Raw genomic sequence first — 17,161 nt, 5'->3', positions numbered from 1 at the left:
GGATATATGGCGGGACGGCAGCGCCACGGCAAGCCGTGCCGCGGCGCTCCTTACACGGGTGGTTGATGGCTATTCCGCGGCCTGCTGGGCGCCGCGTACGCCCTGGGCTAGGGCTGCGGCGAGGTCCGCGACCGCGCTGACGGTCTTGGCCGTGGCGCGGCCCTCCGAATCGAGGCTCGCCTTCAGCGCATCCACCAGGGCCGTGCCGACCACGGCGCCGTCCGCATTCGCGGCGATGGCGCGGGCGGTTTCCGGTGTCCGGATGCCGAAACCGACGCAGACCGGCAGCGCGGTGTGGCGCTTGATCCGGGCCACGGCAGCGCCGACGGCGGAGGAGTCCGCGGCGGCCGCACCGGTAATGCCGGTAATCGAGACGTAGTAGACGAAGCCGGAAGTGTTCGCGAGCACCGCGGGCAGCCGCTTGTCATCGGTGGTCGGGGTCGCCAGGCGGATGAAGTTGAGTCCGGCCTTGAGCGCGGGAATGCACAGCTCGTCGTCTTCCTCCGGCGGCAGGTCGACGATGATCAGGCCGTCGACGCCGGCGCCCTTTGCATCGACGAGGAACTTGTCGACGCCGTAGATGTAGATCGGGTTGTAGTAACCCATCAGCACGATCGGCGTCGCCGCATCGCTCTCGCGGAAGCTGCGCACCAGCTGCAATGTCTTCTTCAAGGTCATGCCGGCCTTGAGCGCCCGCAGGCCCGCGGCCTGGATCGACGGACCGTCGGCCATCGGATCAGTGAACGGCATGCCGATCTCGATGATGTCGGCGCCCGCCTGCGGCAGCGCCTTGACGATCGCGAGCGAGGTCTCGGGATCGGGGTCGCCGCCCATCACGAACGTCACGAATGCCGAACGGCCTTCGCTCTTCAACTGCGCGAAGCGCGCATCCATCCGGCTGGTCACGACTGTTTCGCCCTCTTACGCAGGATCTCGCCGACCTGCGGCACGTCCTTGTCGCCGCGGCCGCACAGATTGACGACCATCAAATGGTCCTTCGGCTTGGTCGGCGCGAGCTGCATCACCTTGGCCACCGCATGCGACGGCTCGAGCGCCGGGATGATGCCCTCCAGCCGGGACAGCAGCAGGAACGCGTCAAGCGCCTCGTCATCGGTCGCCGACAGATAGGTCACGCGCTTGGCCTCGTGCAGCCAGGAATGCTCGGGGCCGATGCCAGGGTAGTCGAGGCCGGCCGAGATCGAATGCGCCTCGGCAATCTGGCCGTCCTCGTCCATCAGCAGATAGGTGCGGTTGCCGTGCAGCACGCCGGGACGGCCGCCCGCGATCGACGCCGCATGCAGCTGAGTCAGGCCGTGGCCCGCCGCTTCGACGCCGAAGATCTCGACCGAGGGATCATCGAGGAAGGGATGAAACAGGCCCATCGCATTGGAGCCGCCGCCGATACAGGCCACGAGCGAATCCGGCAGCCGGCCTTCGGCCTCCTGCATCTGGGTCCGCGTCTCCTGGCCGATGATCGACTGGAAGTCGCGCACCATCATCGGATAGGGGTGCGGGCCCGCGACGGTGCCGATGCAATAGAAGGTGTCGTGCACGTTGGTGACCCAGTCACGCAGCGCCTCGTTCATCGCGTCCTTGAGCGTCCTGGCGCCGGACTGCACCGGAATGACCTTGGCGCCGAGCATCTCCATGCGCAGCACGTTCGGCTGCTGCCGCTCGACGTCGACGGCGCCCATGTAGACCACGCAGTCCAGGCCGAAGCGCGCGCACAAGGTCGCGGTGGCGACGCCATGCTGGCCGGCACCGGTCTCGGCGATGATGCGCTGCTTGCCCATGCGCCGCGCCAGCATGATCTGGCCGAGCACATTGTTGACCTTGTGCGAGCCGGTATGATTGAGCTCGTCGCGCTTGAAGTAGATCTTGGCGCCGCCGAGATGCTGGGTCAGGCGCTCGGCGTAGTACAGCGGCGACGGACGGCCGACATAATGCGTCCGATAGCTGTTCATCTCCGCCTGGAAGGCCGGATCGGCCTTGGCCTCGGCATAGGCCTTTTCGAGATCCAGGATCAGCGGCATCAGGGTTTCGGCGACGTAGCGGCCGCCGAAGATGCCGAAATGGCCGCGATCGTCAGGACCGCTGCGGTAGGAATTGGGAATGGTCGTGGTCATTGGACGCTCAACTTGTCAGCGGCCCGCGCCGCACGAATAAAATCCCGGATCAGATCGCAATCTTTCACACCAGGCGTCCGTTCGACGCCAGATGACACGTCGACGCCGCCTGCGCGCGTCACCCGCACCGCCTCGGCGACATTGTCCGGACTCAGTCCACCGGACACCATGAACGGGCGGTCGAGCTTCAATCCCCGCAGCACATGCCAGTCGAAGGTCGCGCCCAGCCCGCCGGGACGCGTCGCGTCCTTGGGCGCGCGAGCATCGAACAGGATGCGATCGCAGACGTCGGCATAGCCCGCCAGTGGCGCGAGGTCGGCAGCCGTCTCGACCGGCATCGCCTTCATGACGGGCAGACCGAACCGCTGCTTGAGATCGCGAATACGCGCGACGCTTTCGCGACCGTGCAATTGAAAGAGATCCGGCCGCAGCGTCTCGATGATGTTCTCGAAGGTCGCGTCGTCGGCATCGACGGTCAGCGCCACCTTCAGCGCGCGCCCCTTCGCCTGCTGGCCGAGGTCACGCGCGGCCGTCAGCCCGATATGGCGCGGCGACGGCGGAAAGAACACGAAACCCACCATCTCGGCGCCGGCATCCAGCGCCGCACCGAGGGTGTCGGGCGTGGTCAGGCCGCAGATTTTGACGAGCAGGGACATCGATAAGAACGCACGTCCGAACGGAGGGGATCACCAGCCGCAAGCGATGTCGAGGCCGCGCTGGCTTGGCGCCTTCTACAACGCGGCGCCCTGCTTGTCTCGCCCATAAGGGGCGAAAAGCCGGGCCGGGGCCGCTGGAACCAGCGATTGACCCGACCCCTGGTTTGCACGCGCAGCGGCGCTGAGCTGGGCTACTTGCGCCCGGGCGGCCTCGGCATCCGCCTGGTGGCGGCGCGCGGCGCGACGCCACCGGTGCTGGCCGATCCAGGTCGCAAAACCGCCGGCGATCACGCCCGCGATCGCAACGGCAATGATCAGGGCGAACAGCGGCACCGAAACCGCCAGCGCAGGATTCACCGCATTGAACGGATCAAAAGATACGGTAACGAAATGCCGATTGGCGACCGCGAAGATGACGAACAGCACCAGCAGCGGAAGAACGATCACGACCGTGAGGAATTTTCGCATGCGCTCGCTCGTATCAGTCAGGCCAGGTTGGCCTTGAAATCAGCCGCGGACGACTCTCGCGGCTGGCGCGACCTACGCGTCACTCGTCCGAATCGTCGGCATCTGCGCCAGCGCCCTCGGGGTTGTCCCGGTTCAGCCGCTCACGCATTTCCTTGCCCGTCTTGAAGAACGGGACACTCTTCTGGTCCACCGGGACATGTGCGCCGGTCCGCGGGTTGCGCCCGGCGCGGGCCGGCCGATGCTTGACCGAGAAGGCGCCAAAGCCGCGCAGCTCGACGCGATCGCCACGCGCCAGCGCGGCGACGATCTCATCGAGGATCGCATTGACGATATTCTCGACATCCCGCTGGTAGAGGTGCGGGTTGTGCTCGGCGATACGCTGAACAAGCTCGGATTTGATCATCGAGAAAATGTACCCGGGGAGACAGTCCCATTTCCGTGAAAATATGCAGGACTGTCAAGACGCTAAATCATTCATCGAGCCTGCGGGCCGCATTGCGGGGCCCGATCTCGGGCCACCCGGACACACACGCTGTGCGAGAAGATTGACGTCACGATTGTCTTGGCGGGTTTCAATTTCCCGTTGCAGGCGTCCAGAGCGCCAGCATGCCATCCATGCCGACCCGATCGACCGCCTGGATGACGCCGGCGTGCTCGATCTGGCGCGCGATCCCGGACAGCCCGACGGCGTCGAGCGTGATCGACGCGGCCGTGCGCAGGAAGGTGAGATCGCTGAAGCGCGGCACCAGCTTGTAGTCGCGCACCGGCAGATCCTTCTTGACGCCCTTGTTGGCAACGAGCCAGGCGACCGCCGTCTTCTCGTCGCCGAGTTCGTCGATCAGCTTCAGCTCGATCGCCTGCCGGCCGGTGAAGACACGGCCATCGGCAACCTTCTCCAGCTGAGCGTCGTCCATGCCGCGACGGGTCTTCACCAGGCCGCGGAACCACGCATAAGAATCCTTGACGAGATCATCGAGCGCCGCGCGCGCTTCGGGACTGGTCGGCTCATAGCCGTTCGGCGCGGCCTTGAGCGGCGAGGATTTCACCTCCTCCACCTTGACGCCGATGGTCTTCAGGAGCTCGCTGACATTGGGATATTGGAACAGCACGCCGATCGAACCGACCAGCGAGCTCTGCTGCGCGACGATGTGATCGGCCGCGATCGCGCCGATATAGCCGCCGGACGCTGCGAGCCCTTCCACAACGACGACCAGCGGCTTCTTCGCCTTCAGCCGCACCAGTGAATCGTACAACTGCTCGGAACCAGCCGTGGTGCCGCCGGGCGAGTTGATATGAACGATAACGGCCTCAGCCGACGACTTTTCCAGCCGCTCCAGCGCCTCGACGCGCTCTTGGTCGCTGCGGATCAGGCCCTCGATGTTGACGCGCGCGATCGAGCCGGAGGTCGAGAGCGCGGTACGGCCGCGCGGCGACAATGCGAGCCCGATGGCGGACAGCGCGCCGATCGCGATCAGCACCGCCACGACACGCCAGAACGTCAGCTTGCGGCGCAGCCTGCGTCGGTCGACGATCACATCCGAATCTAGCGACATGGACAGCTCCTGGAAGTCTCGCCGCGTTGTGCATCCGCAGCCTGAATATCTCGTTATCCGATTACATCAATCACGGCGCAATTTGAAGAAAGGAAGGCCCGTCACGCGGTCGCCGCAGCCGTGAGCCGTGCGCTTGCATGTGGCTCGATACGCCTCAGGGCCTCATGGTTCGAGACGCGCCGAAGCCGGCGCTCCTCACCATGAGGGTCAAGAACCCCGCCGCGAAAACAGGCCTCGTCCTGAGGAGCCCGCCGGAGGCGGGCGTCTCGAAGGACGGTGGTAGGCACGCTGCCAGCGGCGAGCCTTGCTCATATGCGACCGCCCTGCAGCAGTGAGGGAGCTGGAAGACTGCCAGAGCTGCGATTGCACAAAAAAAGCCCCGGCGCGAGCCGGGGCTTTGATCTCGTCACACGAACCGAAGGCTTACTTCGAGTCGCGGTTCTTGAGGGCGGTGCCGAGAATGTCGCCCAGCGTCGCGCCCGAATCGGACGAGCCGTACTGCGCGATGGCTTCCTTCTCTTCCGCGACTTCCAGCGCCTTGATCGACACCTGGACCTTGCGGGCCTTCTTGTCGAACTGGATCACGCGGGCATCGACCTTCTCACCGACGGCGAACCGCTCGGAGCGCTGGTCGTTGCGGTCGCGCGCCAGCTCGGAGCGCTTGATGAAGGTCGAGAACTCGGTGCCGACGATCTTGACGTCGATGCCGCCATCCTTGACGTCGAGCACTTCGCAAGTGACGACCGCACCCTTCTTGACATCGCCCGGCTCGGCGAAGGGGTCGCCTTCGAGCTGCTTGATGCCGAGCGAGATGCGCTCCTTCTCCACGTCGACGTCGAGCACCACGGCCTTGACCATGTCGCCCTTCTTGTAGTTGTCGATGACCTGCTCGCCCGGCAGCTTCCAGTCGAGGTCCGACAGATGGACCATGCCGTCGACGTCGCCTTCGAGACCCAGGAACAGGCCGAACTCGGTCTTGTTCTTGACCTCGCCCTCGACCACCGAACCCGTCGGATGCTTCTCGACGAAGACCTCCCACGGATTGCGCATGGTCTGCTTGAGACCGAGCGAGATGCGGCGCTTGACGCTGTCGACCTCGAGCACCTGAACTTCGACTTCCTGCGAGGTCGAAACGATCTTGCCGGGGTGCATGTTCTTCTTGGTCCACGACATCTCGGAGACGTGGATCAGGCCTTCGATGCCCGGCTCGAGCTCGACGAACGCGCCGTAGTCGGTGATGTTGGTGACGCGGCCGTGGAAGCGGGCCTGCAGCGGGTACTTGGCCTCGATGCCCTGCCACGGATCGTCCAGCAGCTGCTTCATGCCAAGCGAGATGCGGTGCGTCTCGTGGTTGATCTTGATGATCTTGACCTTGACCGTCTGACCGATGGAGAGCACCTCGGTCGGATGGTTGACGCGGCGCCACGCGATGTCGGTGACGTGCAGCAGGCCGTCGATGCCGCCGAGGTCGACGAACGCACCGTAGTCGGTGATGTTCTTGACGACGCCGTCGATCACCTGACCCTCTTCGAGGTTCTGCACCAGCTCCTGGCGCTGCTCGGCGCGGGTCTCTTCCAGCACGGTGCGGCGCGACACGACGATGTTGCCGCGGCGACGGTCCATCTTGAGGATCTGGAACGGCTGCGAGTTGTTCATCAGCGGCGCGACGTCGCGGATCGGACGGATGTCGACCTGCGAGCGCGGCAGGAAGGCGACTGCGCCATCCAGGTCGACGGTGAAGCCGCCCTTGACCTGGTTGAAGATGACGCCGTTGACCTTTTCGTTGTTCTGGAACGCCTTCTCGAGCTTGCCCCAGCTCTCCTCGCGACGCGCCTTGTCGCGCGACAGCACGGCTTCGCCCAGCGCGTTCTCGATGCGGTCGAGGAACACTTCGACCTCGTCACCGACCTTCAGCTCGCTGTCGCGGCCGGGACCGGAAAATTCACGCAGCGCCACGCGGCCTTCGGTCTTCAGGCCGACGTCGATGACGGCCATGTCCTTCTCGATCGCGACGACCTTGCCCTTGACGACGGAGCTTTCCTGAAGATTGCCCTTCGTGAAGGACTCGTCCAGCATCGCGGCAAAATCATCGCGGCTGGGATTGTAGGAGTTAGCAGACGTACTCGAAGCCATTGGTTCTCCAGATGCGGACATTCTCGCCAGCGTGGGGTTGATCGGCGCATCGAATGAACAGTGCCTGGAGGTCCACAAATCCCCAGGCGTCCGCGGGTCACGCAAAAAGCGCGAACGACGCGGGCCGGCAATGCCTGCACATGCGATACGTATGAAGTTCGTCCGGCTGATCGGACCCGATTGAATTGCAATCGAGCTATCGACGGTCAAGGGCGGGAGCGGGCGGTTCCTCCAATGACATCAGCGGAAATCAAACCCGCTGACGGCCCGCTCGAACGGCCTCGACGATGTCGATGGCGGCCCGGACGCCGCCCTCTATATCCAAATGGGAGTTATCAAGCAAGTAAGCATCCGCTGCTTGTTTCAAAGGGGCAACGGGGCGGTTCTGGTCGCGTTCGTCGCGCGCCAGGATGTCGGCCAGAATGGCCGCCTCATCGGCCGGCTCGCCCCGGGAACGCGCCTCGAGGGTGCGGCGATGCGCCCGGATCTTGGGGTCGGCGACCACGTAGATCTTCACTTCGGCGTCCGGGCAGATCACGGTTCCGATGTCGCGGCCGTCGAGCACGGCCCCCGGCGGCTGGCTGGCGAACTGCCGCTGGAATGCCAGCAGCGCCTCGCGCACTTTGGGCAAGGCCGAGACCACCGAGGCCGCCGAGCCGACCTCATGCGACCTGAACGCCGGGTTGTCGAAGGTCGAGGGATCCAGCGTCATGGCCACCTCAGCCGCCCGCGCCTCGTCCTTGAGATCGAGACCAGCCGTCAGCAGCGCATGGGCCACGGCCCGGTAGATCACGCCCGTATCCAGGTGCCTGAGGCCGTAATGCGCGGCGAGGCGCTTGGCCATGGTGCCCTTGCCAGAAGCCGCCGGGCCGTCGATAGCGATGATCATGCTGAGTGTTGTCCTGAAGTCTCGCGCGCCCGCCGCAGCGGCCGCTCGTCGGTAAAGATGTTGCGGGAGGCGAACTCTCCCGGGCTGGCAAAGGTCAAGTACTCCCGTAGCGCCGGGGACGTCGAACTGGTCGTGAACCAGGGGTCCTTCAAACGCCGCGCCGGACCGCCCGTCCAGGGCGGCACCCGACCCAGCCGGCGCTGCTTGGCAAGATATTCGGCGATGGCGCCAGCGAGGGCATCGGTCCGAATATCGCCGGTCAGGACGGGTTCGGCCGCGATGGCCGCATAACGTGCCTCATCCGAGGGAGCGAGATCGAACGTATCGACGAACTCGGCGAGCATGAGATCCCGCGACTCACCACGCCCGATCCGGGCGACCGCTTCAGCGAGGGTATTTGGGCGCATCGACGGCTCCCTCTGGCTTCATGTGCTTCAGCAGAAAGCGCTGCTTCTCCGCCGAGGCCGCGCTCGCCGGAAAGTATCTCGCTAGCAGCGCGATCGCTGCATCCGCGTCGGTGATTCCAACGACCTTCATCAGGTTGAGAATGTCGAGCCGCTCGGCCTCGCCGCGCGCGGGGTCGAGGATCCTGACCGCCTTGAGCTTCAACGCCAGCATATACTCGGCCGAGGGCACGGAGACCACCAGTCCTGGCGGCGAACCGTCTCGCGGAAAAGTGCCGAACTCCAGATGGTCGGCCGCCTGATCTGCCAGCGGGCTGAGGTGGAAAGCAACACCGTCGTTGAACCAATCGTCCGACCAGCCATTCTGCTGGGCGATGTCATGAAGCGTGGCCGCCAGCCACGCAGGAAGCGGGCTCGGCAGCTCCGAGACGTCGACGTCTTCCGTTGCGAAGCGAAAGTTACTCGCAAGCATCAAGGCTGACCCGCCGTAAACCGCGATTTGCAGTTTGGCCCCAGCCCGGGCCGCCGCCCGCCCGATCGCGTCGAAGGCCGCCAGCAGCGCGTCGCGGTCGAAGGCGGAGGCCATAACGTTCCCTTAAGCGAAATCCGCGCCTGCCTTGCGCATCAGCGGAATGAAGTCGGGGAAGCTGGTGGCGATGAAGGCGGTGTCGTCGACGGTGACAGGTTTATCGGAGGCGAGGCCCATGACCAGGGCGGACATCGCGATGCGGTGGTCCATGTGGGTGGCGACGAGGCCACCGCCAGGGACGTGGCCGCGGCCCTCGACGATGAGATCGTCGCCGGTGATCTCGACCTTGACGCCGTTGACGCGCAACATCGCCGCGGTCGCTTCCAGCCGGTCGGATTCCTTGACGCGCAGCTCGTGCAGGCCGCGCATGATCGTCGTGCCCTCGGCGTAGGCGGCGGCGACCGCGAGCACGAGATACTCGTCGATCATCGACGGCGCGCGCTCCGGCGGCACCTCGACGCCCTTCAGCTTGGAAGCGCGGACCCGTAGGCGGGCCATCGGCTCGCCGGCATCGCCGCGGACGTCGTCCTCCTCGATCGAGGCCCCCATCTCGCGCAAGGTCGTGAACAGGCCGGTGCGCAGCGGGTTGGTCATGACGTCCGACAGCACGAGATCCGAGCCGTCGACGATCAGGGCGGCGACCAGCGGGAACGCGGCCGAGGATGGGTCGGCCGGCACGATGACCGGCGCGCCGCGCAGCTCAGGCTGGCCGGTCAGCGCGATCCGCCGGCCATGCGATCCTTCCGGCGTGGTGACGATCTCGGCGCCGAAATGCTTCAGCATCAGCTCGGTATGGTCGCGGCTCGCCTCCTGCTCGATCACGGTGGTGACGCCGGGCGCGGCGAGGCCGGCCAGCAGCACGGCCGATTTGATCTGCGCCGAGGCGACCGGCGTGCGGTATTCGATCGGCACCGGGTTGCTGGCACCCTGAAGGGTTAACGGAAGCTTGCCGCCCTCGGCGCTCGCGGTCACCTTGGCGCCCATCAGCGCCAGCGGATCGAGGATGCGCCGCATCGGCCGGCTGCGCAGCGAGGCGTCGCCGTCGAACACCGCCGAGATCGGACAGCCCGCAACGGCTCCCATCACCAGCCGGCAGCCGGTGCCGGAGTTGCCGAAATCGAGCGTCGCAATGGGCTGGGCAAAGCCACCGACGCCGACGCCGTTCACGGTCCAGGCAAACTCGCCGGTGCGTTCGACCTTGGCGCCGAGCGCGCGCATCGATTTGGCGGTGTTGAGGACGTCCTCGCCCTCGAGCAGGCCGGAAATCCGCGTCTCGCCCACCGACAGCGCGCCCAGGATCAGCGCCCGGTGCGAGATCGACTTGTCGCCGGGCACGCGAATCGTGCCCGAAAGCGGCCCGGAGGCGCGGGATTCGAGCGGAGTGGGGGCGGCTGACGTGCTCACGGCGGGATCCTCGGGTTTTCGGGCCGGCAGGTATCACAGCGCCCGGCGGCCGTCACGGCCGTGATATCCGGTTGAAAGCGCTATTGACAGCGGCGCGGCAACTAGCCAAGTGAGACACCGCTTTTCAGACATTGCCAGGACGCCTGCACGTGGCCAAATCCGAGCTCGGAACCAAACGCATTTGCCCGACCACGGGCAAAAAGTTCTACGACCTCAACAAGAACCCGGTGATTTCGCCCTACACCGGCGAGGTCGTGCCGATCGCTCCGGTGGCGCCGACCCGCGCCATGCGCGGCGAGGCGGCGCGTGCCGCGGCGGCGCAGGACACCGCGCACGAGCCGGCCGAGGCCGAAGAGTTGGTGTCGCTCGAGGAGGCCGACGCCGAGGAGAACTCCGGCAAGGTCAAGGCCGTCGTGCCCGAGTCCGAGGACGATATCGAGATCGACGAGACCCTCGACGACGACGAGGATGACGACTCGACCTTCATCGCCGACGAGGAAGAAGGCGACGAAGATGTCACAGACATCATCGGCGATGTCGGCGGCGACGAAGAATAATCGTCGAAGCCACTTGAGATCAGCCGCGAACTGTGGTTCACGGTGCTCCCCGGCGGTCGCCCAGACCGCCGGTTCGGTTCAGGGGCCATAGCTCAGCTGGGAGAGCGCTTGCATGGCATGCAAGAGGTCGGCGGTTCGATCCCGCCTGGCTCCACCACGCTTCGCCCTCCGGGCTACGCGTGGCGCAGCCACGACGGAGCCCTGAGGGCGAAGCGTGGTGCCCGGCGAAGCCCCTTGGCGAAGCCGGGCTGCTCAGCAACGAAGTCCTTCCTTCTCGTTTGAGTTCGGCTGACGCGACGGCGTGAAAGCCAAGCTGACAAGTTCTTTTCCCGGCCACAAAATGCGCGCCTGCGATCCCTCGCGGCGAGCCCATCGTCATGTGGTACGTCTACATCATCCGTAGCGTCAGCTTTCCCGATCAGGAATACATCGGCGCGACCGCGGACATCCGGCAGCGTCTCAAGGATCACAACGCCGGCCGCTCAGCCCACACCTCCAAGTTCTTGCCTTGGACGTTGGTCTGGTACTGCGCCTTTCCGGACAAGCACCGCGCGTTAGCCTTCGAGGCTTATCTGAAATCGCACTCGGGACGCGCGTTCTCGAAGAAGCGCCTGCTCGGGCCGGCTTGAGCCCTCACTCCACCGCCGCCTCCAGCCGCTCCCTTAGCTTCACCAGCTTGCCGTGCAAATCCGCCAGCTCGGCGATCGAGCAGCCTGTTGCGTCCAGGATCGCCGGCGGGACGATCGCCTTGGCCTTCTCCCGCAACGCCGCCCCCTGCCCTGTCAGCGTCACCAGCACCTGGCGCTCGTCCTCCGTTGATCGCGTCCGTGTCAGCAGATGCAGCGCCTCCATGCGCTTGAGCAGCGGGGTCAGAGTGCCCGAGTCCAGGAACAGCCTTGCGCCGATCTCCTTCACGGTAAGACCATCGCCCTCCCACAGCACCAGCATCACCAGATATTGCGGATAGGTCAGGCCAAGGCGGTCGAGCAGCGGCTTGTAGACGCGGTTGAACGCGTGGGCCGTCGAATAGACCGCGAAGCAGAGCTGGCTGCCGAGCTGGAGGGGCACGTCGGCTGTCGTCTTCTTGGGCATGGTCACACCAGGGATGGATCGTCGGGCACATCTTGGGCGTTGCGCGAGGGCGGCGGCAACGACCGGAAAACACCGATCACGAATTTTCTACCGAACAATTATATTGTGCGCAATCGATTTGTGTGCAAAATACGTCTCACTGAATTCCACTCCACCCCAATCGGGAGACACCCCATGTCCGTGAACGTGCTCTACAAGACCAGCGCCAAGGCCACCGGCGGCCGCGACGGCGAGGCGGCCACCCTCGACGGCTCGCTGAGCGTCAAGCTCGCCACCCCGAAGGAGCTCGGTGGTGGCGGCGGCGCCGGCAACAATCCGGAGCAGCTGTTCGCGGCCGGCTACGCCGCCTGCTTCATCGGCGCGATGAAGTTCGTGGCCTCGCAGGGCGGCCCGAAGGTTCCGGCCGATGCGTCGGTGACCTCCACGGTCGGCATCGGTCCGCGCTCGGAAGGCGGTTTCGGCATCACTGCCGAGCTCGCGGTCTCGCTGCCCGGCCTTGCCAAGGCGGATGCCGAGGCGCTCGTGGCCAAGGCCCACCAGGTGTGCCCCTACTCCAACGCCACCCGCGGCAATGTCGACGTCAAGCTGACTGTCGTCTGAGCCTGAATTCTGCTGCGCGGCAGATCGCCACGCACCATGCAGCCCTCGCCTTTTCGCGAGGGCTGCATTCGCGTAAGCCCGTTTGCGCCAGTGGCGCAGCAATGCTTAATGGCCGCGAGTTGCAACCAACCTCGCGATGTCCATGACACTCCCATTTGCTCCCGGCGCCATGGCCGGCCTGCGCGTGATCGACCTCACGCGCGTGCTCGGCGGCCCCTATTGCACGCAGATCCTGGCCGACCACGGCGCCGACGTGATCAAGGTCGAGCCGCCCGCCGGCGACGAGGTCCGCGACTGGGGCCCTCCGTTCCACGACGAGGACGCGGCCTACTTCGTCGGCATCAACCGCAACAAGCGCTCGATCGGCCTCGACCTCGCCTCCGAGGGCGGCCGCGTCGTGCTGCTGAAGATGCTCGAGAATGCCGACGTGCTGATCGAGAACTTCAAGCCGGGCACCCTGGAAAAGTGGGGCATCGGCAGCGACGTGCTGCGCGAGAAATTCCCCAAGCTCGTGCACTGCCGCATCTGCGGCTTCGGCGCCGACGGCCCGCGCGGCGGCAATCCCGGCTATGACGCGATCATCCAGGCGATGACCGGCATGATCGCGGCGACCGGCTCGCCCGAGAGCGGCCCGATGCGGATCGGCGTGCCCTTGGTCGACATCACCACGGGCCTCTACGCCGCGATCGGCATCCTGATGGCGCTGTCGGAACGGCAGCGTTCGGGACAGGGCCAGTTCCTCGAGGTCACGCTCTACGAAACGGGCCTCGCGATCATGCATCCGCACACCGCCAACTACTTCATGCATGGCAAGCCGCCGTCGCTGACCGGCAACGAGCATCCGAACCTCGTGCCCTACGCGATCTTCCCGACCAAGACCGACGACATCTTCATCGGCGTCGGCAATGACGGCACCTTCCGCAAGCTCGCCAAGGAGATCGGCCGCCCCGAGCTCGGCACCGATCCGCGCTTCGCCCGCAACCGCGACCGCGTCGCCAATCGCGAGGCGCTGCGCGCCGAGCTCGCCGCCGTGTTCCGGCAGTTCGAGGCCGAGCCGCTGTGCGACCGCCTGCTCGCCGCCGGCCTGCCCGCCGGCCCGGTGCAGAAGATCGATCAGGCGCTGACCAATCCGCACACGCTGTATCGCGGCGATGTCATCGAGAAGGATTGGTACAAGGGCGTGGCGTCGCCGATCCGGCTCGAACGCACCAAGCCGAGCCTGCGCTCGACACCGCCGAAATACAGCCAGCACGCCGAGGAGGTGCTGAGCGAGTTCGGCTACACGCCGAGCGAGATCGAAGCGTTGCGGAAAGCTGGAACCGTCTGCACGGAACGCAAACGCTGATCGCATCGCACGCGCTGCGTCGCCGCGTCGCACCACGACGCGGTGACGGAGAGATGCGATTTACCGCTTTTCGCGGACGCACTGCGCGTGGCTTTCCCGCGTCAGGTCATACGTCTATACATTCACATAACTGTCATCTGGCGCTGTTAACGGCCGCCACGACCGATGACGTTCATGGGAGGATCTTTTTGATGTCATTTCGACAAATTGCTGCCGCGACTGCCGTTGCAGCCACCTTTGGTTTTGCTGCTTCGCCCGCACTCGCGGTGACTGAAATCCAGTGGTGGCACGCCATGACCGGCGGCAACAACGACATCGTCAACAAGCTCGCCGAAGAGTTCAACGCCTCGCAGAGCGACTACAAGGTCGTGCCAACCTTCAAGGGCGCCTATCCCGACACGATGAACGCCGGCATCGCCGCGTTCCGCGCCGGCAACGCGCCTCATATCATGCAGGTGTTCGAGGTCGGCACCGCGACGATGATGAGCGCCAAGGGCGCCATCAAGCCGGTTTATGAGCTGATGAAGGAAGCGGGCGAGCCGTTCGATCCGAAGGCCTATCTGCCGGCGATCACCGGCTACTACTCGACGTCGAAGGGCGACATGCTGTCGTTCCCGTTCAACTCGTCGTCCATGGTGATGTGGATCAACAAGGACGAGCTGAAGAAGGCCGGCGTCGCCGAGATTCCGAAGACTTGGCCGGAGGTGTTCGAGGCCGCCAAGAAGCTGAAGGCAGCCGGTCACGACACCTGCGGCTTCTCCAATGCCTGGGCGTCGTGGGCGCACATCGAGCAGTTCTCGGCCTGGCACAACGTGCCGATCGGCACCAAGGCCAACGGTCTCGACGGCTTCGACACGGTGCTGGAATTCAACACCCCGCTTCACATCAAGCATTTGCAGAACCTCGTCGAGCTGCAAAAGGACAAGACCTACGACTATTCCGGCCGCGGCTCGGCCTCCGAGAGCCGCTTCGGCTCAGGCGAATGCGCGATCTTCATGACCTCGTCGGGCTACTACGCCACCGCCAAGAGCACCGCGAAGTTCGACTTCACCTCGGCGCCGATGCCGTATTATCCGGACGTGCAGGGCGCGCCGCAGAACTCGATCATCGGCGGCGCCTCGCTGTGGGTGATGGGCGGCAAGACGGCGAACGAGTACAAGGGCGTCGCCAAGTTCTTCACCTTCCTGTCGGACACCAACCGCCAGGCCAGGCTGCATCAGGAGTCCGGCTATCTGCCGATCACCACCGCGGCCTATGAGAAGACCAAGGCGGACGGCTTCTACGACAAGAACCCGGTGCCGCAGACGCCGCTGAAGGAGCTCACCAACAAGCCGCCGACCGAGAATTCGCGTGGCCTGCGCTTCGGCAATATGGTGCAGATGCGTGACGTCTGGGCCGAGGAGATCGAGGCCGCGCTCGCCGGCAAGAAGACCGCCAAGGAGGCGCTCGATTCCGCCGTTGCCCGCGGCAATGCGATGTTGCGCACCTTCGAGAAAACGGCCAAGTAAGGAAACGGCAAAGTCAGGCCGTCCCAGAGGCTTCCTCTCCCACCGGAGGGGAAGCCTCACTTCTATCCCTCACGCGGCGCGCTCCATGGAAAAGTCGGTCGTCTTCAACGGCAAGCTCCTGCCCTACCTGCTGCTGGCGCCGCAGCTCGCGATCACGCTGATCTTCTTCTACTGGCCGGCCAGCCAGGCAATCTGGCAGTCGTTCCTGCGCGAGGACGCCTTCGGCCTCAATTCCGAATTCGTCGGGTTCGAGAACTACCAGGCGCTGTTCGCCCAGCCGGAATATTACACCGCCATCGGCACGACCGTGGTGTTCTCCTCGCTGGTCACCGTGCTGTCGCTCGGCGTCGCGCTGCTGTTCGCGACGCAGGCCGACAAGAACCTCAAGGGCGCCTCCGCCTACAAGACGCTGATGATCTGGCCCTACGCGGTCGCGCCGGCGATCGCCGGCGTGCTGTGGTTCTTCATCTTCCACCCGACGCTCGGCACCCTGGCGCGACCGCTGCGCGTGATGGGCTTCAATTGGAACCCGATGCTCGACGGCACCCACGCCATGATCCTCGTCGTGATGGCCGCGGTCTGGAAGCAGGTCGCCTACAACTTCCTGTTCTTCCTCGCGGGCCTGCAGGCGATCCCCAAGAGCGTGATCGAGGCCGGCGCGATCGACGGTGCGGGTCCGCTGCGCCGGTTCTGGACCATCATCTTCCCGCTGCTGTCGCCGACCACCTTCTTCCTGCTCGTCGTCAACATCGTCTACGTATTCTTCGAGACCTTCGGCATTATCGACGCGGTCACCGCCGGCGGCCCGGCCGGCTCGACCACCACGATGGTCTACAAGGTGTTCGCCGACGGCCGGCTCGGCGGCGATCTCGGCGGCTCCGCCGCGCAATCGGTCGTGCTGATGGTGATCGTGATCGCGCTGACCGCGATCCAGTTCCGCTACGTCGAGCGCAAGGTGCAGTACTGATGGTCGAGCATCGCCCGCTCCGGGACCTCGTCGCCTACATCGTGCTCTCGCTGGGCGTACTGATCTTCGCCTTCCCGGTCTACGTCGCCTTCATCGCCTCGACCTATGACGCTGCGACCGTCGTCAGCGGCAACCTGCCGCTCACGCCGGGCGGCCGCATGCTGGAGAACTACTATCGCGCCGTGTTCGTCGGCGGCTCGCGCTTCATGAACCAGCCCGTCGGCGTGCTGCTCGCGAACTCCTTCGTCACCGCGATCGGCATCGCCGTCGGCAAGATCATCATCTCGATCCTGTCGGCGTTCGCGATCGTCTATTTCCGTTTTCCGTTCCGCAAGACCGCGTTCTGGATCATCTTCATCACCCTGATGCTGCCGGTCGAGGTGCGCATCTATCCGACCTACAAGGTCGTCGCCGACCTGCGCATGCTCGACACCTATGCGGGCCTGATCCTGCCGCTGATCGCCTCGGCCACAGGCACCCTGCTGTTCCGCCAGTTTTTCATGACCGTCCCCGACGAGCTGCTCGAAGCCTCGCGCATCGACGGCGCGGGTCCTCTGCGATTCTTCTGGGACACGCTGCTGCCGCTGTCGATGACGACGGTGGCGGCGCTGTTCGTGATCCAGTTCATCTATGGCTGGAACCAGTATCTCTGGCCGCTGCTGATCACCACCAAGGATTCGATGCAGACCATCGTGATCGGCATCAAGAAGATGCTGACCACCACCGACGAGCTCGCCGAATGGCAGCTCGCGATGGCGACCGCCGTGCTGGCCATGCTGCCGCCGGTCGCCGTCGTCGTCTTCATGCAGCGCCTGTTCGTGAAGGGCCTCGTGGAGACGGAAAAGTGAAGAGGAGGCGAATGGCGAAGTGCGAGTGGCGAATAGGGATATTCGCCCGACGGTTCGCTTCAGCCCCTTCCCTATTCGCTAC

General features: G+C 65.1%; 19 protein-coding genes and 1 tRNA gene. 8 read left to right on the top strand and 12 right to left on the bottom strand.

Translation table 11 applies throughout. The annotated features are described in order from the left end of the window. Nucleotides 1–69 precede the first annotated feature (69 nt). From trpA to aroA, 11 genes are all read right to left on the bottom strand, one after another. Nucleotides 70–906 (bottom strand): tryptophan synthase subunit alpha, encoded by an 837-nt coding sequence (trpA, locus tag ACQR0Z_RS01015; RefSeq protein WP_434917393.1) that lies wholly within the window; start codon nt 904–906, stop codon nt 70–72. Further along, nucleotides 903–2,126, bottom strand: coding sequence for a tryptophan synthase subunit beta (gene trpB / locus ACQR0Z_RS01010; RefSeq protein WP_434917392.1), 1,224 nt, complete (start codon nt 2,124–2,126; stop codon nt 903–905). The genes trpA and trpB overlap by 4 nt, the downstream gene beginning before the upstream one ends. Next, nucleotides 2,123–2,782, bottom strand: a complete 660-nt coding sequence (locus tag ACQR0Z_RS01005; RefSeq protein WP_434917391.1) for a phosphoribosylanthranilate isomerase — start codon at nt 2,780–2,782, stop codon at nt 2,123–2,125. Before ACQR0Z_RS01005 ends, trpB begins: the two co-directional genes overlap by 4 nt. 75 nt (nt 2,783–2,857) lie before the next feature. Next, entirely contained in the window at nt 2,858–3,250 is a 393-nt protein-coding gene (locus tag ACQR0Z_RS01000; protein ID WP_434917390.1) for a lipopolysaccharide assembly protein LapA domain-containing protein, read from the bottom strand. Nucleotides 3,251–3,329: 79 nt separating this feature from the next. Beyond that, nucleotides 3,330–3,653, bottom strand: coding sequence for an integration host factor subunit beta (locus tag ACQR0Z_RS00995; RefSeq protein WP_434858034.1), 324 nt, complete (start codon nt 3,651–3,653; stop codon nt 3,330–3,332). A gap of 169 nt (nt 3,654–3,822) precedes the next feature. Continuing rightward, the gene (gene sppA, locus ACQR0Z_RS00990) at nt 3,823–4,803 is read right to left on the bottom strand and encodes a signal peptide peptidase SppA (RefSeq protein WP_434876315.1); all 981 of its coding nucleotides are present in this window, start codon (nt 4,801–4,803) and stop codon (nt 3,823–3,825) included. 423 nt (nt 4,804–5,226) lie between these two features. Beyond that, nucleotides 5,227–6,936 carry a 30S ribosomal protein S1 gene (gene rpsA / locus ACQR0Z_RS00985; RefSeq protein ID WP_434858032.1) on the bottom strand — a complete coding sequence of 570 codons (1,710 nt, stop codon included), beginning with the start codon at nt 6,934–6,936 and terminating at the stop codon, nt 5,227–5,229. A 250-nt stretch (nt 6,937–7,186) separates the two neighbouring features. Then, nucleotides 7,187–7,825, bottom strand: a complete 639-nt coding sequence (gene cmk / locus ACQR0Z_RS00980) for a (d)CMP kinase (protein ID WP_434858031.1) — start codon at nt 7,823–7,825, stop codon at nt 7,187–7,189. Next, on the bottom strand, nt 7,822–8,232 hold the full coding sequence (locus ACQR0Z_RS00975) for a hypothetical protein (RefSeq protein WP_434858030.1): 411 nt from the start codon (nt 8,230–8,232) through the stop codon (nt 7,822–7,824). The genes cmk and ACQR0Z_RS00975 overlap by 4 nt, the downstream gene beginning before the upstream one ends. Next, entirely contained in the window at nt 8,210–8,815 is a 606-nt protein-coding gene (locus ACQR0Z_RS00970) for a hypothetical protein (protein ID WP_434917389.1), read from the bottom strand. The genes ACQR0Z_RS00975 and ACQR0Z_RS00970 overlap by 23 nt, the downstream gene beginning before the upstream one ends. Before the next feature lie 9 nt (nt 8,816–8,824). Then, complete coding sequence (gene aroA, locus ACQR0Z_RS00965) at nt 8,825–10,162, bottom strand: 3-phosphoshikimate 1-carboxyvinyltransferase (protein ID WP_434917388.1); 1,338 nt, start codon at nt 10,160–10,162, stop codon at nt 8,825–8,827. Between the two features lie 149 nt (nt 10,163–10,311). Here aroA and ACQR0Z_RS00960 point away from each other — a divergent pair, with 149 nt between their 5' ends. The 3 genes from ACQR0Z_RS00960 to ACQR0Z_RS00950 all read left to right on the top strand — a co-directional run bounded on the left by ACQR0Z_RS00960 (nt 10,312) and on the right by ACQR0Z_RS00950 (nt 11,348). Next, nucleotides 10,312–10,719 carry a TIGR02300 family protein gene (locus tag ACQR0Z_RS00960; protein WP_434858027.1) on the top strand — a complete coding sequence of 136 codons (408 nt, stop codon included), beginning with the start codon at nt 10,312–10,314 and terminating at the stop codon, nt 10,717–10,719. A gap of 81 nt (nt 10,720–10,800) precedes the next feature. After that, nucleotides 10,801–10,876: transfer RNA gene (locus ACQR0Z_RS00955), tRNA-Ala, on the top strand. A gap of 220 nt (nt 10,877–11,096) precedes the next feature. Beyond that, the gene (locus ACQR0Z_RS00950; RefSeq protein ID WP_434858026.1) at nt 11,097–11,348 is read left to right on the top strand and encodes a GIY-YIG nuclease family protein; all 252 of its coding nucleotides are present in this window, start codon (nt 11,097–11,099) and stop codon (nt 11,346–11,348) included. A gap of 4 nt (nt 11,349–11,352) precedes the next feature. Here the strand turns inward: ACQR0Z_RS00950 and ACQR0Z_RS00945 are convergent, their stop codons facing one another. After that, nucleotides 11,353–11,811: a MarR family winged helix-turn-helix transcriptional regulator gene (locus ACQR0Z_RS00945; RefSeq protein ID WP_434917387.1), complete on the bottom strand. Its 459-nt coding sequence runs from the start codon at nt 11,809–11,811 to the stop codon at nt 11,353–11,355. 174 nt (nt 11,812–11,985) lie between these two features. On the opposite strand from ACQR0Z_RS00945, the gene ACQR0Z_RS00940 reads away from it, so the two are divergent. From ACQR0Z_RS00940 to ugpE, 5 genes are all read left to right on the top strand, one after another. Beyond that, nucleotides 11,986–12,411 (top strand): organic hydroperoxide resistance protein, encoded by a 426-nt coding sequence (locus tag ACQR0Z_RS00940; protein ID WP_006613114.1) that lies wholly within the window; start codon nt 11,986–11,988, stop codon nt 12,409–12,411. A 142-nt stretch (nt 12,412–12,553) separates the two neighbouring features. Next, a complete protein-coding gene (locus tag ACQR0Z_RS00935; protein ID WP_434917386.1) occupies nt 12,554–13,756 on the top strand; it encodes a CaiB/BaiF CoA transferase family protein in 1,203 nt (400 codons plus the stop codon). Between the two features lie 191 nt (nt 13,757–13,947). Beyond that, nucleotides 13,948–15,264 (top strand): sn-glycerol-3-phosphate ABC transporter substrate-binding protein UgpB, encoded by a 1,317-nt coding sequence (ugpB, locus tag ACQR0Z_RS00930; protein ID WP_434858022.1) that lies wholly within the window; start codon nt 13,948–13,950, stop codon nt 15,262–15,264. Nucleotides 15,265–15,349: 85 nt separating this feature from the next. After that, nucleotides 15,350–16,231, top strand: a complete 882-nt coding sequence (gene ugpA / locus ACQR0Z_RS00925) for a sn-glycerol-3-phosphate ABC transporter permease UgpA (RefSeq protein ID WP_434858021.1) — start codon at nt 15,350–15,352, stop codon at nt 16,229–16,231. Next, nucleotides 16,231–17,079, top strand: coding sequence for a sn-glycerol-3-phosphate ABC transporter permease UgpE (gene ugpE, locus ACQR0Z_RS00920; protein ID WP_434876320.1), 849 nt, complete (start codon nt 16,231–16,233; stop codon nt 17,077–17,079). The genes ugpA and ugpE overlap by 1 nt, the downstream gene beginning before the upstream one ends. Nucleotides 17,080–17,161 lie beyond the last annotated feature (82 nt).

The sequence above is a fragment of the Bradyrhizobium sp. HKCCYLS3077 genome (assembly GCF_051167555.1).
In the GTDB taxonomy this organism is placed as follows: Bacteria; Pseudomonadota; Alphaproteobacteria; order Rhizobiales; family Xanthobacteraceae; genus Bradyrhizobium.
The sequence above is the reverse complement of the archived record's forward strand: the minus strand, read 5'-3'. Positions and strand labels throughout refer to the sequence as shown.

What these genes read in the sequence shown, in the direction of transcription:
- trpB (WP_434917392.1), bottom strand. Translation starts at nt 2,126, where the DNA reads ATGACCACGACCATTCCCAATTCCTACCGCAGCGGTCCTGACGATCGC.
- ACQR0Z_RS01005 (WP_434917391.1), bottom strand. Translation starts at nt 2,782, where the DNA reads ATGTCCCTGCTCGTCAAAATCTGCGGCCTGACCACGCCCGACACCCTC.
- ACQR0Z_RS01000 (WP_434917390.1), bottom strand. Translation starts at nt 3,250, where the DNA reads ATGCGAAAATTCCTCACGGTCGTGATCGTTCTTCCGCTGCTGGTGCTG.
- ACQR0Z_RS00995 (WP_434858034.1), bottom strand. Translation starts at nt 3,653, where the DNA reads ATGATCAAATCCGAGCTTGTTCAGCGTATCGCCGAGCACAACCCGCAC.
- sppA (WP_434876315.1), bottom strand. Translation starts at nt 4,803, where the DNA reads ATGTCGCTAGATTCGGATGTGATCGTCGACCGACGCAGGCTGCGCCGC.
- rpsA (WP_434858032.1), bottom strand. Translation starts at nt 6,936, where the DNA reads ATGGCTTCGAGTACGTCTGCTAACTCCTACAATCCCAGCCGCGATGAT.
- cmk (WP_434858031.1), bottom strand. Translation starts at nt 7,825, where the DNA reads ATGATCATCGCTATCGACGGCCCGGCGGCTTCTGGCAAGGGCACCATG.
- ACQR0Z_RS00975 (WP_434858030.1), bottom strand. Translation starts at nt 8,232, where the DNA reads ATGCGCCCAAATACCCTCGCTGAAGCGGTCGCCCGGATCGGGCGTGGT.
- ACQR0Z_RS00970 (WP_434917389.1), bottom strand. Translation starts at nt 8,815, where the DNA reads ATGGCCTCCGCCTTCGACCGCGACGCGCTGCTGGCGGCCTTCGACGCG.
- ACQR0Z_RS00950 (WP_434858026.1), top strand. Translation starts at nt 11,097, where the DNA reads ATGTGGTACGTCTACATCATCCGTAGCGTCAGCTTTCCCGATCAGGAA.
- ACQR0Z_RS00945 (WP_434917387.1), bottom strand. Translation starts at nt 11,811, where the DNA reads ATGCCCAAGAAGACGACAGCCGACGTGCCCCTCCAGCTCGGCAGCCAG.
- ACQR0Z_RS00940 (WP_006613114.1), top strand. Translation starts at nt 11,986, where the DNA reads ATGTCCGTGAACGTGCTCTACAAGACCAGCGCCAAGGCCACCGGCGGC.
- ACQR0Z_RS00935 (WP_434917386.1), top strand. Translation starts at nt 12,554, where the DNA reads ATGACACTCCCATTTGCTCCCGGCGCCATGGCCGGCCTGCGCGTGATC.
- ugpB (WP_434858022.1), top strand. Translation starts at nt 13,948, where the DNA reads ATGTCATTTCGACAAATTGCTGCCGCGACTGCCGTTGCAGCCACCTTT.
- ugpA (WP_434858021.1), top strand. Translation starts at nt 15,350, where the DNA reads ATGGAAAAGTCGGTCGTCTTCAACGGCAAGCTCCTGCCCTACCTGCTG.
- ugpE (WP_434876320.1), top strand. Translation starts at nt 16,231, where the DNA reads ATGGTCGAGCATCGCCCGCTCCGGGACCTCGTCGCCTACATCGTGCTC.